The following is a 14,094-nucleotide window of genomic DNA, read 5'->3' as shown; positions in this document are numbered from 1 at the left end:
CGTGACGCTTGATGCGCTTGAATCTTATTTGGCGCTGGCGTTCAGCGCCTGGATCACCTTGTCGGTGATGTCGTGCTTGGGGTTGACGTACACCGCTTCCTGGAGAATCAGGTCGTACTTCTCCGCATCGGCGACCTGCTTGACCACGCGGTTGGCGCGTTCGAACACCAGCTGCAACTCTTCGTTGCGACGGCGGCTCAAGTCCTCCTGGAATTCGCGGCGGCTGCGCTGGAAATCACGATCGAGATCCACCAATTCCTTCTGACGCGAAGAACGTTGGCTCTCCGACAGCGTGGGCGCGTCCTTCTCGAATTGGTCGGCACGCACCTTCAGAGCCGCGCCCTGCGCCTGCAGTTCCTTCTCGCGCTTGGAGAACTCCTGCTCAAGGCGGACCTGCGCACTCTTGGCCGGCGCGGCTTCCTTGATGATGCGATCCAGGCTCACGTAACCCAGGCGGAACTGCTGGGCGGAAACCGGTGCGCTGAACAGCCCCAAAAGGCCCGCGCTCACGGCCAACAAACAGGCAGCAAAAGATTGGCGCAGCTTCATCAGAATGTAGTCCCGATCTGGAATTGGAGATGTTGGATTCTATCGCCATCGAACTGGCGCACCGGCCAGGCGTAGGCCAGGCGCAGGGGTCCCATCGGCGAGATCCAGCTCAGGCCCAGGCCTGCCCCGGAACGCCAGTCATGCGGATCGATGCTCTCGTCCGGGCCGTAGACATTGCCCATGTCGTAGAAAGCGTAGATGCGCAGCGTTCGGTCATTGCCCGCGCCTGGAAAGGGCGCCTGTAATTCGAAGTTCAGATTGAACTTCTTTGACCCACCATAGCTGCGATTTGACTCCTCATCCCTCGGCCCCAGGCTGCCGGGCTCGAAGCCGCGCACAGACCCCAAACCGCCGCCGTAGTAATTCTTGAAAACCGGGTAAGGACGATCCCCGAGCGCGAAGCCCCAACCCAGATCACTGTTCAAGGCAAAGGTGTATTGCTTGGTCAGCGGTACATAGTGCTGGTATTGGTAGGTGCTGCGCAGGTACTGGACCTCGCCTCCCAGAAAACTCGGGCTCCACTCCAGAGAGGCGCGCAGGTAATTGCCCTGCGTCGGAACCAGGGCGCTATCGCGGTTGTCGCGCCCCCAGCCCAATGTGAGCGGGTAGGCCACGCTGGTACGGCCGAAATCGCCGATGTACCGCTCGTAGGTCGCGGGCAGAAAGTTGCCTTCCACGATGACAGTACGCTCGATGCCGCCACCGACATAAATGGTGTCGCGTTCGCTCACGGGCAGGCCGAAGCGCAAGCTGCCACCCTGGGTTTCGAGCGCATAGGCGTCGATGTCGGTGTAGGGCCTCGAAATCCGGTCATACAGATCAAAACTGCGGGACACGCCATCCTGGGTGAAATAGGGATCGGTGGAGTTGAGCACTACCGTGCGGTTGACCTTGCTGGTATCCAGTTGGATGCCCAGCGAGTTACCGCTACCGAATGCATTGCGCTGATTGATGCCGAACTGCAGGCCCAGGCCCTCGTTGCTCGAATACCCCGCGCCCAGCGTCAAGCTACCAGTCGGACGCTCTTTCACGCTCAGGTTCAGATCGACCTGATCCGGCGTGCCCGGCACCTCGCTGGTTTCGATGCCGACCTGGTCGAAATATCCCAGTCGATCCACGCGATTGCGCGACATGCGGATCTTGTCGCCGTCATACCAGGCAGATTCGTACTGCCGTAACTCGCGGCGGATGACTTCGTCTCGCGTGCGCGTGTTGCCCGCGATGTTGACGCGTCGCACATAGGCGCGTCGGGCTGGCTCGGCATTGAGCACCAAGGCCACGCGATTGGTGCTCCGATCGATTTCGGGTTGGGAATTGACCCGCGCAAAAGCGTAGCCAAAACGACCGAAGTGCTCGGTGAAGGCTTGCACGGTCTCCGCGACCTGATCGGCGTTGTAGGCCTCACCAGGGCGAATGGTCACCATGGTCTTGAATTCATCTTCGCGCCCGAGGTAGTTGCCTGCGAGGCGCACGGAAGACACGACAAAACGCTCACCTTCGGTCACGTTGATGGTGATGCTCATGTCCTGCTTGTTCGCGGCCATGGCGACCTGGGTCGAATCGATGCGGAACTCCAGATAGCCTCGCGCGAGGTAATAGGATCGCAGGGTTTCCATGTCCGCGTTCAGCTTGGCGCGTGAATAACGGTTGGACTTGGTGTACCAACTCATCCAGTTGCCGGTGTCCAGGTCGAACAGATTGCGCAACGTTGATTCCGCGTACACCTTGTTGCCGACAATGCGTATCTCGCCGATCTGCGCTGGCTCACCCTCGCTCACCGTGAAGCTCAGGGCCACCCGATTGCGCTCCGTTGGCGTGACGGTGCTGACCACCTCGGCCGCGTAAAGACTGCGGTTGATGTACTGCCGCTTGAGTTCCTGCTCGGCGCGATCCAACAAGGCTTTGTCAAAAGGCCGCCCTTCCGCCAAGCCGATGTCTTTCAGTGCCTGCGTAAGCACGGTCTGGTCGAACTCGCGCACGCCATTGAAATCCAGGCTGGCCACCGTGGGGCGCTCCTCCACCACGACCACCAGCACGTCACCTTTCACCTCCAGGCGCACATCGGTGAACAGTCCCAGGGCGAACAGCGCGCGTATCGACGCTCCGCCCTTGTCATCGTCGTAGCGGTCCCCGATCCGCAACGGGAGCGACGCGAACACCGTGCCTGGTTCCACGCGCTGCAAACCTTCCACCTGGATATCTCGGACAGTGAAAGGTTCGACAGCCCGCGCAGGCGTCGCCACGAGCAAAACCAATAACAAGGCCAACAGGGCCACCGTCCAGAACCGGACGTTCAAACGAAAACGAGGGAACAGCATCAACAGATCAGTCAGGGGATAGGGTCGGCCGTCGTGGAATCAACCCTTGGTTATCAGCCCAGCAAGCGGGTGACGTCATTGACGAGGGCAATCGACATCATCAGCGCCAGCACAAAAACACCGACGCGCTGGAGCCGGGCCTGACCGGCTTCAGACACCGGACGTCCCGTCAGACCCTCCCAGAGATAATACATGAGGTGTCCACCATCCAGGAGCGGCAACGGCAGCAGATTGAGCACACCCAGACTCACGCTGATCAGCGCCAGGAACAGCAGATAGGCTGACAGGCCCAGGCTGGCGGAACGTCCTGCATAGTCCGCGATGGTCAAGGGCCCACTCAGATTCTTCAGCGACGCCTCGCCGATCACCATGCGCCCGAGGGTCTTGAGCGTCAAGACTGAGACGTCCCAAGTCTTGACGATACCCTGCCACAACCCCTCGAACGGACCGTAGCGCACCATCAACATTTCGGGCGGCGAACCGATGTAAGCACCAATTCTTCCGATCGTGTCGCCGGGACGGCGCTGCGCGTCACCCTCAGCGTCCTGCGCGACGACATCGGGTCGCACCTCGAGCACCAGAGTCTGTCCCGCCCGATCAATCCGCCAGCGCTGAGTCCTGGCCACGCCATCGACTGCGCTGGCGCGAATCAACTCGCGCAATTGGCGACCGTCCCGCATGGGCATGTCGTCCACGCTCAGCACCAGATCACCCGCGCGCAGACCTGCCGCCCGGGCCGCGCCATCCACCAGCACCTCACCGATTTGGGGGTTGCTGCGCGGGCCAGTCAACCCGATGCGCGCCATCAATTCGGCATCAGCCTCACGCGCTTTCAGCGCGGCCAGGCCGAGACGGACCTGAGCCCCATCGTCCAGCAACAAACGCGCATCACGTCCGTCGAGCGCGGCCTGGCTCAAGAGCCAGCTCAGGTCCTCGAAGGACCGCACGGCCTGAAGATCGTCGTCCTCCATGTCTGGCGCATCGAAACCAGCGCGTGCCACGCGCTCGCCCCCCAAAAGACCCGCCTGAGCCGCGACCGACCCAGGCACCGGCATGCCCAGCACGGGGGCGGCCATCTGCACACCGCTCCAATTGAGCACGGCGTAGAGCAGCACGGCCAGGCCGAGGTTGGCCAGCGGCCCTGCGGCGACGATCAGCACACGCGAACGCAGGAGTTGGACGTTGAACGCCCGATGGCGTTCCTGAAAGGCAACGGGTGCTTCGCGTTCGTCCAGCATCTTCACGTACCCCCCAGCGGCAAGGCGCTGAGCGCGAATTCCGTGCCCGACTTTTGCGAGGTCCAGCGCAGAAGGACCGGGCCGAAACCGATGGAAAAGCGCAACACCTTCACGCCGCAGGCCACTGCCATGCGGTAGTGCCCGTACTCGTGAATGGCGATCAGGAGGCTGAGTGCAAGAACAAAAGCGGCGATCGTCAACAAGATGGATTCCTTCAGGCCGCTTGCAGGGACAGGCGCCGCACGAACTGCTCGGCCACGGCACGCGCTTGAGCGTCGAGGGCCAGCAGGTCTTGCAGTGCGGCGGGCGGTGCAGCTCCGGACAATCCGGGTGTGACACCTTCGAGCACCGAAAAGTTCACCACGTGAATTTGATCGAAACGGATGCGACGCGCGAGAAAGGCCGCCACCGCCACCTCGTTGGCCGCATTGAGCACGGCCGTGGCCCCCTCGGGGCCACGCAAGGTTTCCCAAGCCAGCGCAAGGCCCGGATAGCGGGCGTGATCGGGCGCCTGAAAACCCAGGCCCGCGAGCCGCGTGAAATCAAGCGCCGCCGCACCTGACTCAATTCGCTCCGGAAAAGACAGGCCGTAAGCAATAGGTACGCGCATGTCCGGCGTGCCAAGCTGGGCCAGCACCGAATTGTCGCGGCACACCACCATCGAGTGCACGATCTGCTGAGGATGAACCAAGACACGTACCTGCTCTGGCGCAAGGTCGAACAGCCATTTGGCCTCGATCACCTCCAGCGCCTTGTTCATCATGGTCGCGGAATCGACGGAAATCTTGCGTCCCATCGAAAAATTTGGATGCGCCACTGCCTGCTCGGGGGTCACGGCGGAGAAGGTCGCCGGGTCGCGCTCGCGGAAGGGCCCGCCCGAGGAAGTCAACAAGATATGGTCAACACGCTGCGGCCAGGTCGCGCGGTCCTCGGGCAGGCACTGGAAGATGGCCGAATGCTCGCTATCGATGGGCAGCAACAGCGCCCCGCCTTCGCGCACCGCGTCCATGAACAATGCACCGCCAACGACGATGGCCTCCTTGTTGGCCAGCAACAAGCGCTTGCCCGAGCGCGCAGCGGCCAGGCAAGGCGCCAAGCCGGCCGCGCCCACGATGGCGGCCATGACCACATCCACCTCGTCATGCGCGGCAATCCGACACAAGGCTTCGTCGCCACTCAGCACTTGGGTGGGCAGGCCCTCCGCCTTGATCCTGTCGGCCAAAGTCCGGCAGGCCGCCGGATCGGCCATGGTGGCAAAACGCGGTGCAAACCGCGCGCACTGCGCCAGCATCTCGTCCACCCGGCTGGCGGCGGTCAAGGCAAACACCTCGAACCGTTCGGGATGGCGAGCCAGGACGTCGAGCGTGTTGACGCCGATGGACCCCGTGGAGCCGAGGACGGCGACGCGTTGCTTGTTCATGTTCAGAAGATTCCGGTTGCTGAGAGGGCTTATCGCGCCAGGCTCTGCAGCATCAGCGCCAGTGGCAGCGTGGGCAGGAGCGCATCAACGCGGTCCAGCACGCCTCCGTGACCCGGCAGCAGGCCGCTGCTGTCCTTCATGCCCGCGCTGCGCTTGACCAGAGACTCCACCAGATCACCCACGACGCTCATGGCCGTCAGGAAAATCAGGGCCAGGGCCAAACCGACCGCTCCAGCGCTCGATGCGCCCAGCACCCCATACAGGCTGGGGCCGGGAAGAACCCCGGAGCGTTCGAGCGCCAGCCAGGCCAGGGCCAGCACAAGGACCCCGAGCAAACCACCCCAGGCCCCTTCCCAGCTTTTGTTCGGGCTGATGCTGGGCGCGAGTCGCTTGCTTGTGAACCGCCCGCCGAAGGCCTTGCCAGCGAAATAGGCGGCGATGTCGGCGACCCAGACGAGCACGAGCACCGACAACAAAAATGCAATGCCCAGTTCTCGCGCGCGGACCACGGCCAGCCAAGTCAGCCAAAGCGCGGCCCAACCGCCAATCAGGCGCAGTGCACGAGGCAAGGTGGCCCAACGCGACACCCCCATGCGCAACAAGGCCGCGCCCGCCAGCACCCAGAGCAGGCCACCCAGTCCCCAGATCCAACCAGGCGTCGCGTGCGACCAGTTGCCGAACCAACTCAGCACGCACGCAGCGACACACAGCACGACACCTACCCAGGTCAGCAAACCGCCACGCCCTTGCTTCGGGTCATTCAAGCGCCCCCACTCCCAGGCGCCACCGGCGATCAACACCAAAGCCGCCAAGCGCCAATAAGTGGTGTCGGGATGGAAAAGCGCGGGTAGCAACAGGGCCAGGAGGACGATGGCGGTGATGACGCGTTGCTTGAGCATGATCCGGATCTCCTGACTGGTACGGTGCCGACTCCAACAGAGTGCGGGGGGATTGCATAACGCTCAGGGCTTCAAGCGGCCTGAGTCTGTCGCGGACCGGTCGTCGGTGCCGGGGGGGGGGCTTGCGAAGGAACGCGACCATAACGTCGCTCACGTTTCGCGTAAGCGGCCATAGCGCGATCCAGTTCCGCCTCGTCAAAATCTGGCCAAAGCATCTCGCTGAAATACAACTCGGCATAGGCTGCCTGCCAGAGCAGAAAATTGGAGAGTCGCAGCTCGCCGCCGGTGCGTATCAGCAGGTCGGGATCCGGCACATGCGCCAAGGCCAGGGCAGCGCCCAAGGAGGCCTCCGTCACTTCCACCTGGGCGGCCGCCAACTTGGCCGCCGCCTGGACCAGGTCCCAGCGGCCGCCATAGTTGAAGCACACGTTGAGCACCAGACGGCTGTTGCCCGCCGTCGCCTGCTCGGCCGCCGCCAGTCCCGTGCGCACCTTCTCCGACAGGGTCGCGCGCTCACCCACGAAATACAGGCGCACGCCATCGGCATGCATCTGTGGCACCTCTTTGGCCAAGGCACCCGCCAGCAACTCCATGAGACCCGACACCTCTTCGGCCGGCCGGTTCCAGTTCTCGGAGGAAAAAGCGAACACCGTGAGCGCGGCCACGCCCCGTTCGAGGCAGGCGCGGATGCATCGGCGCAGGCTTTCCATGCCTTGCCGGTGTCCCGCCAGACGGGGCAACAGGCGCCGTGTGGCCCACCGCCCGTTGCCATCCATCACGACGGCGATGTGCGCAGGCACGACACGGGGTGGGTCGCGGGAAAGAGTGGCCTTCATGCGCATGTGCCGCTAAATCGGGGATGACCGCCGCTCAGACGGCCATGACCTCTTGTTCCTTGGCCGTGACCAGCTGATCGACGGTGGCGACATGCTTGTCCGTCAGTTTCTGGATGTCGGCCTCGGCGCGCTTTTGGTCATCCTCGGAAGCAGTCTTGTCCTTGACCAGTTTCTTGACGGCCTCGTTGGCATCGCGACGCAGATTACGCACGGCGATCTTGGCTGCCTCGCCCTCATTGCGCACGAGCTTGGTCATTTCCTTGCGGCGCTCCTCGCTCATGGGGGGCATCGGCACGCGGATCAGGTCCCCCATGGACGCGGGGTTCAGACCCAGGTCGCTTTCGCGTATGGCCTTCTCGATCTTGGCGCCCAAGCCCTTTTCCCAGGGCTGGACGCTGATGGTGCGCGCATCCAGCAGCGCCACATTGGCCACCTGACTCAGCGGCACCATGGAACCGTAATACTCCACCTGCACCGCGTCCAGCAACGCGGGGTTGGCGCGGCCGGTGCGGATCTTCGACAGGTTGTTCTTGAGAGCCTCGATGGACTGGTCCATCTTGCCTTCAACGTTTTTCTTGAGGTCTGCAATCGTGGTCATGTGGGGCTCCTGCACGAACAGGCGGAAAATCAGAACTGGAAACTCGACGTGACGAAGTGTTGACTACGGGCGACGGTGTCGAACTCAAAGAGTCACCAGGGTGCCCTCGTCCTCACCCATCACCACACGCTTGAGGGCGCCGTGCTTAAAAATTGAAAACACCTTGATCGGCAACTTTTGGTCACGGCAGAGGGCAAAGGCCGTCGCGTCCATGATGCCAAGATTGCGCTGGATGGCCTCGTCGAAGGAGAGGCGGCTGTAGCGCGTGGCGCTCGTATCCTTGTGCGGGTCGGCGGTGTAGACGCCATCGACCTTGGTGGCCTTGAGCACCACCTCGGCGCCGATCTCCGCACCGCGCAGGGCAGCAGCCGTGTCCGTCGTGAAAAAAGGGTTGCCCGTGCCGGCGGCGAAGATGACGACCTTGCCCTCTTCGAGGTATTGCAGGGCCTTGGGCCGCACATAGGGTTCCACCACCTGCTCGATGGCGATGGCGGACATCACGCGGGCCGTCAGGCCCGCCTTGTTCATGGTATCTGCCAAGGCCAGCGCGTTCATCACGGTCGCCAGCATGCCCATGTAGTCGGCAGTGGCCCGGTCCATGCCGACCGAGCCGCCGGCCACGCCGCGGAAGATGTTGCCACCGCCAATGACCACGGCCACTTCCACGCCCATGCGCGTGACCTCGGCCACTTCCTCGACCATGCGCACGATGGTGGCGCGGTTGATGCCGAATGCATCGTCCCCCATCAAGGCTTCACCGGACAGCTTGAGCAAGATGCGCTTGTGGGCCGGCTGCGGGGTGGACATGAACGTCTCCAGAAAGGAAAAAAGCGGGGCGCGAACAGGAATTTACCGGATTTCAACCGGTTGCCATCCGCTGCCGGGCCCTTTGCGCGGCAACGGATGGCAATGCGTCACAGGTGCATCAAGCCTGCTTGGCAGCCGCCACTTGGGCAGCCACCTCGGCGGCAAAGTCGTCCACCTTCTTCTCGATGCCCTCGCCCACCACGTAAAGCGTGAAGCTCTTGATGGTGGTGTTCTTGCTCTTGACGTAGGCGCCAACGGTCTGCTTGCCGTCCGCAGCCTTCACGAAGACTTGGTCGAACAGCGAAACTTCCTTGAGGTACTTCTGCACCGAACCTTCGACCATCTTGGCCACGATGTCGGCGGGCTTGCCGGACTCGGCCGCCTTCTCTGCGGCAACACGGCGCTCGGTGTCGATCAGCGCGGCGGGCACGTCGGCCGAAGTCAGGGCCACGGGCTTCATCGCGGCCACGTGCATGGCGACATCCTTGGCGGCGACTTCATCACCCTCGAACTCCACGACCACGCCAATGCGTGTGCCATGCAGGTAGGAAGCCAGCTTGGCACCGGAGGCGAAGCGCTTGAAGCGGCGAAAGCTCATGTTCTCGCCGATCTTGCCGATCAAGCCCTTGCGCACGTCTTCCAGGGTGGGACCGAAGCCGTCCTGACTGTAGGCCAGGGCACCCAGGGCCGCCACGTCGGCCGGGTTGCTCTTGACGATCAACTGGGCCGCAGCGTTCGTCAGGGCCAGGAAGCTGTCATTCTTGGTCACGAAGTCGGTTTCGCAGTTGATCTCAATCAGCGAACCCACGCCGTTCTCGATGGAGGAGGCGACCACGCCTTCGGCGGTCACGCGCGAGGCGGCCTTGCCGGCCTTGGTGCCCAACTTGACACGCAGCACTTCTTCCGCCTTGGCCAGATCGCCATCGGCCTCGGTCAGCGCCTTCTTGCATTCCATCATGGGGGCATCGGTCTTGGCGCGCAGTTCGGCGACCATGCTTGCGGTGATTGCAGCCATTTATTTACTCCGTCTTCAATTCGTTTCGTTCAATTCAAACCCGGGCTAAAAAAAAGGGGCTTACACGCCCCTTTCTTCCCGTCCCTGGCAAAGGGGCGCAGGGGCTGCGATCAGGCAGCGTTTTCCACCTCGACGAACTCGTCGTCGCCTTCGGCGGACACGGCCTTGACCACGTCCTCCACCGCATTGGCACGCCCCTCGAGGATGGCGTCGGCGATGCCGCGGGCATACAGCATGACCGCCTTGGAGGAGTCATCGTTGCCCGGAATCACGTAGTCGATGCCTTCGGGCGAGTGGTTGGAATCAACGACGCCGATCAGCGGGATGCCCAGCTTCTTGGCCTCGGCCACTGCGATCTTGTGGTAGCCGACGTCGATCACGAAAATGGCGTCCGGCAACGTGGCCATGTCCTGAATGCCGCCGATGTCCTTCTCCAGCTTCTCCAGTTCGCGCTGGAACATCAGTTGCTCTTTCTTGGACATCGCGTCCAGACCCGCTTCCTGCTGGACCTTCATGTCCTTCAGGCGCTTGAGCGAGGTCTTGACCGTCTTGAAGTTGGTCAACATGCCACCCAGCCAACGCTGGTCGACAAACGGCACGCCAGCGCGCTCGGCCTCGGCCGCGACGATTTCGCGGGCGGTGCGCTTGGTACCCACGAACAGGATGGTGCCGCGACGGGCCGCCAACTGCTTCGCGAACTTCGCGGCATCCTGGAACATCGGAAGCGATTTTTCCAGGTTGATGATGTGGATCTTGCTGCGATGGCCGAAGATGAAGGGGGCCATCTTGGGATTCCAGAAGCGGGTCTGGTGGCCAAAATGGACACCGGCTTCCAGCATTTGACGCATGGTCACGGACATGATTGAACTCCGAAGGTTAGGGCTTAAATCCGGCCCCGATCACTGCGCCCTCCGGCGCCGCGACACCTTGAATAGGCCGGTTTGCGATTGGCTTAGCGCAGAAGAAGTGGCTACGGCTGTGCTCCCTTACGGGAAAAACCGCGCTTGTACAGCACCTGCAACTGGCAAAGCCTCGGGATTATAGCAAAGCCCCGAAGCGCAGTGAGGCGCCTAGAACGCCCACTTCAACAGGGCCTGGCTCAGAAAGCCATGCCCCACCTCTTCCCCGGTGCGCAGTTCGGCACCCTTGCCCATGCTGCCGCCCTCCAGTGCAACCTTGAGCACGCCATTCGAATGGGTTTTCAGCAGCGGCGCCTCGATGCCGATCAGCAGGAAGCGGCCTGGGTTGGAATCCCTCTTGAAGATCTGCTCGGTGTCCACCAACCAAAGAAGCCCACCGCGCACATAGGTCGTCAGGTTTTCCATCGGGTTGCGATAACCGAACCCAGCCATGGCAACCTCATAGCCACGCCACACCGGTAGATTCCGCGACGAGGTGTAGGCTTGGCTGTAACTCACACCAGCCTGCCAATTCCCTTGCCCCACCTCCAAGCTCACGCTGCTGCCCTCATCCTCCGCAAAATTGGCCATGCCCAAGCCCATTTGCACATCAAACGCCCAGGCGGGCCCGCTCATGCAAACGAGAAGGCCCACCAGCGCGAGGCGCTCAATCGAATGCAGCAAACGGTGTAAGCGGAATTCGCGCAAGCACATGCCGACCTCGCTCAGAACCTGTAACCCACCCCGAAATTCAGGGCATTCGTGACAATGTTGGTCCTCAATTCACCTCCCCCCTCTAGACGCACGGTGTTTTGTGAATAGCTGACGCGGAAATCCGTGAAAACCGCCCAATGGGTCGATAACGGGTAACTGACCCCCCCATCAACTGGACGGCCGGTCCAGCCGCTTGGTATTCAAAAGTCTCTCTGCTGCCTTCACTGGTCTGAACTTCCACATGGGGTATGGCCAAGCCAGCGCCCGCGCCGACATAAGGGGCATAACCAGGCATCACTGCTGGAAACCGACGCAAGGCATTGAGCATCAGCAGATTCAAGCCATCAGAAAACTCCAGCACCTTGAACCCGCTTTTGCGCAAGGTCTTGTCATCGGCATAGACTTTTGCATGGGTAAAGTCCAGCGACGCCCCCCAATCATCCTCGCGCCACCATGTCAACGCCAAACCGTAATAGGGCGGCTTGCGGTTCAAGGAATCGCCCTTCCATCCCGCGTTGAAGTTGAATTTGCCTGCGCCATCAGGATCGTCGCCTTCGACGCGACTGTCCGACGCACCCTGAATACCGGTATAGAAACGGAACTCCAGTTCCGCCTGTGCCGATGCTGAGTACACAAAAGCGCAAAAGACAAGTAGCGCTGGAGAAAACACGCGCGTTAGAAACATGGCATCTCCCAGGTGAAACAGACCATTCATCGATCCGAAACTCGCAGTAGCTTCAAAAGCGCAGGCTACAGCTGACCTTGACCCAGTCTACGCCGACATCGGTCACCATACTCGCGCAATCCACAGTTTGACGGCGCTCGTCCACAACCAGCCAAGCGGAAAATCCTGCGATCAAGGCACCGACCGCCACATCCCGAGGATGATGCTCATCCGCGCTAAGGCGAGAGTAGCCCACAAAAGACGCCAGGGCATAAGGAACCGCCGCCTGCGAGAAACCGTAACGCCGATGAATGAATGCGGCACCGGCAAAAGCCGAAGCCGTATGACCGCTGGGGAAGGAATCTCGGCGGTCGCCTGAATCATGGTCAGGACGTTTTTGCTGGGTCGTCTGCTTCAGCGACTGCACCATGAGCAGCGTTCCCAACATGCTCCTGCCGAGCTGTTCGACGCCCTCCGAATCGACCGCAGATCCATGCTCGTTCACTGTCATGCCAAGCGCGTAACTGGGGATCATGAGCTGCAGAAAATCTCCGGCCTGCTCCACGCTTGTCTTGTTGGCGCCATCAGCACAAGCAGTGGAACAAAGCAGCAAGCAGCACGCCATCACGCTCCCCATCCAGCGGTTTTTCATTGCTTTTACTGCTTCCAGTTTGCTGTTCGAGCCTCTGAGCTATCGCGCCGAATAACATATCGCATCCATCTTTCTCTTTTTTGACATGCTCCCTCCCCGCTCCGACGTCCATGCCACTTTGAAACGCCTGCGCACGGGGTTGACCACGCCAGCCGCAGAGATGGAGCAATCCATCGCCGCCGCCAAGGACAGGGCATGCCGGCACGCCTTCCTTGCCACGGACTTCGAAGGCGCTCGTCGGCATGCCTTCGCCGCGCCAATCGACTCGCGGCTCGCCGGACTGGCCGTCTCGGTCAAGGACCTGTTCGACGTGGCAGGCCAGACCACCTCGGCTGGCTCAGTCATACTGCGCCAGGCCGCCACCGCCCTACACGACAGCGTCGCCGTGGCGCGGCTGCGGGCGGCCGGCGCCGCCTTCATCGGGCGCACGAACATGAGTGAATTTGCCTTCTCCGGCGTGGGCATCAATCCACATCACGGCACGCCAGCCAACGCCGCCTACACGGACCAGCCCCGTATCCCAGGTGGTTCGTCCAGCGGAGCCGCTGTTTCAGTCGCCACGGGGGCCGCCTTCATCGGCCTGGGCTCGGACACCGGGGGCTCCATCCGCATCCCGGCGGCGCTGCAAGGCCTGGTCGGATACAAGAACACGGCGCGCCTCGTGCCCACCGAGGGCGCGCTACCGCTTTCGACCACGCTGGACACCGTCTGCGCGATCACGCGCAGCGTGCGAGATGCCATCCTCGCTCATGAAATCGTCTCCGCGCGCGTCGTGCCGCCGATCCACAAACCGCTGGGTGAATGCCGCTTTGCGGTGCCGCGCACATTGATGCTGGATGACCTGGACGCGCCCGTGGCCCAGGCTTTCGACCAGGTCCTGCGCACGCTGCGCGATCTGGGAGCTCGGATCGAGGAAATCAGCTTGCCCGGACTGGATGAACTGGCCGGGATCAATGCCACGGGTGGCTTTTCAGCGGCCGAAAGTTATGCCTGGCATCGCCAACTGCTGCAGACACATGGGAAGGCCTACGATCCGCGGGTGAAACTCCGCATCGATCGCGGCGCCAGCATGAGCGCTTGGCAATACATTGATTTGATGCGGGCGCGGCGCGACTGGATCGAACGAATGACGCGCGCCATCTCTGAATACGACGCCCTGCTCTCCCCGACCGTGCCCATCACGGCCACACCCATCGCCAGCCTCGCGCCCGGAGCGGAACGGGATGACGCGTTCTTCCGCATCAATGGACTGCTGCTGCGCAACCCCAGCGTGGTCAACATGCTGGACGGCTGCGCCATCACCCTGCCATGCCAAGCACCAGGCGAGGCGCCGGTGGGCCTGATGCTCTGGCATGGCGCCCTGCGCGACGACGAGCTTCTTAACCTTGCCTTGCAAGTGGAGGAGCGGCTCTGACGCCTGTCGTGACACGCCACGGTGCCCAAACTCAGGAGCAGCAAAAACACCCTCACCCGCGCGCGCGGCCA

Annotated in this window: 13 protein-coding genes and 1 pseudogene; 1 reads left to right on the top strand and 13 read right to left on the bottom strand. The window is 62.3% G+C overall.

The annotated features are described in order from the left end of the window. Positions 1 to 24: 24 nt before the first annotated feature. From DW355_RS10595 to DW355_RS10535, 13 genes and pseudogenes are all read right to left on the bottom strand, one after another. Positions 25 to 549 (bottom strand): OmpH family outer membrane protein, encoded by a 525-nt coding sequence (locus DW355_RS10595; protein ID WP_131279947.1) that lies wholly within the window; start codon positions 547 to 549, stop codon positions 25 to 27. Next, positions 549 to 2,867, bottom strand: a complete 2,319-nt coding sequence (gene bamA, locus DW355_RS10590) for an outer membrane protein assembly factor BamA (protein ID WP_131279945.1) — start codon at positions 2,865 to 2,867, stop codon at positions 549 to 551. The genes DW355_RS10595 and bamA overlap by 1 nt, the downstream gene beginning before the upstream one ends. A 53-nt stretch (positions 2,868 to 2,920) precedes the next feature. Then, positions 2,921 to 4,236, bottom strand: a pseudogene (gene rseP, locus DW355_RS10585) (RIP metalloprotease RseP). 83 nt (positions 4,237 to 4,319) lie between these two features. Next, positions 4,320 to 5,525: a 1-deoxy-D-xylulose-5-phosphate reductoisomerase gene (gene ispC / locus DW355_RS10580; protein ID WP_131279943.1), complete on the bottom strand. Its 1,206-nt coding sequence runs from the start codon at positions 5,523 to 5,525 to the stop codon at positions 4,320 to 4,322. Positions 5,526 to 5,554: 29 nt separating this feature from the next. Further along, entirely contained in the window at positions 5,555 to 6,424 is an 870-nt protein-coding gene (locus DW355_RS10575) for a phosphatidate cytidylyltransferase (RefSeq protein ID WP_131279941.1), read from the bottom strand. 71 nt (positions 6,425 to 6,495) lie between these two features. Beyond that, positions 6,496 to 7,260: a polyprenyl diphosphate synthase gene (uppS, locus tag DW355_RS10570; protein WP_131279939.1), complete on the bottom strand. Its 765-nt coding sequence runs from the start codon at positions 7,258 to 7,260 to the stop codon at positions 6,496 to 6,498. 34 nt (positions 7,261 to 7,294) lie between these two features. After that, the gene (gene frr, locus DW355_RS10565) at positions 7,295 to 7,858 is read right to left on the bottom strand and encodes a ribosome recycling factor (RefSeq protein ID WP_131279937.1); all 564 of its coding nucleotides are present in this window, start codon (positions 7,856 to 7,858) and stop codon (positions 7,295 to 7,297) included. A gap of 84 nt (positions 7,859 to 7,942) precedes the next feature. Next, entirely contained in the window at positions 7,943 to 8,665 is a 723-nt protein-coding gene (pyrH, locus tag DW355_RS10560; protein ID WP_131279935.1) for a UMP kinase, read from the bottom strand. A 118-nt stretch (positions 8,666 to 8,783) separates the two neighbouring features. Continuing rightward, the gene (tsf, locus tag DW355_RS10555) at positions 8,784 to 9,680 is read right to left on the bottom strand and encodes a translation elongation factor Ts (RefSeq protein WP_131279933.1); all 897 of its coding nucleotides are present in this window, start codon (positions 9,678 to 9,680) and stop codon (positions 8,784 to 8,786) included. Between the two features lie 110 nt (positions 9,681 to 9,790). Then, on the bottom strand, positions 9,791 to 10,540 hold the full coding sequence (rpsB, locus tag DW355_RS10550; RefSeq protein ID WP_131279931.1) for a 30S ribosomal protein S2: 750 nt from the start codon (positions 10,538 to 10,540) through the stop codon (positions 9,791 to 9,793). Positions 10,541 to 10,750: 210 nt separating this feature from the next. Beyond that, positions 10,751 to 11,293 carry a hypothetical protein gene (locus DW355_RS10545; RefSeq protein WP_131279929.1) on the bottom strand — a complete coding sequence of 181 codons (543 nt, stop codon included), beginning with the start codon at positions 11,291 to 11,293 and terminating at the stop codon, positions 10,751 to 10,753. A gap of 82 nt (positions 11,294 to 11,375) precedes the next feature. Further along, entirely contained in the window at positions 11,376 to 11,978 is a 603-nt protein-coding gene (locus DW355_RS10540; protein WP_207388007.1) for a hypothetical protein, read from the bottom strand. Between the two features lie 52 nt (positions 11,979 to 12,030). Next, positions 12,031 to 12,609 (bottom strand): phosphatase PAP2 family protein, encoded by a 579-nt coding sequence (locus tag DW355_RS10535; RefSeq protein WP_131279926.1) that lies wholly within the window; start codon positions 12,607 to 12,609, stop codon positions 12,031 to 12,033. An 85-nt stretch (positions 12,610 to 12,694) separates the two neighbouring features. Between DW355_RS10535 and DW355_RS10530 the strand changes: the two genes are divergently transcribed. Further along, a complete protein-coding gene (locus tag DW355_RS10530) occupies positions 12,695 to 14,023 on the top strand; it encodes an amidase (RefSeq protein ID WP_131279924.1) in 1,329 nt (442 codons plus the stop codon). Positions 14,024 to 14,094 lie beyond the last annotated feature (71 nt).

This window comes from Hylemonella gracilis (assembly GCF_004328645.1).
Lineage (GTDB): Bacteria > Pseudomonadota > Gammaproteobacteria > Burkholderiales > Burkholderiaceae_C > Hylemonella > Hylemonella gracilis_B.
This window is presented reverse-complemented; position numbering and strand designations above follow the sequence as displayed.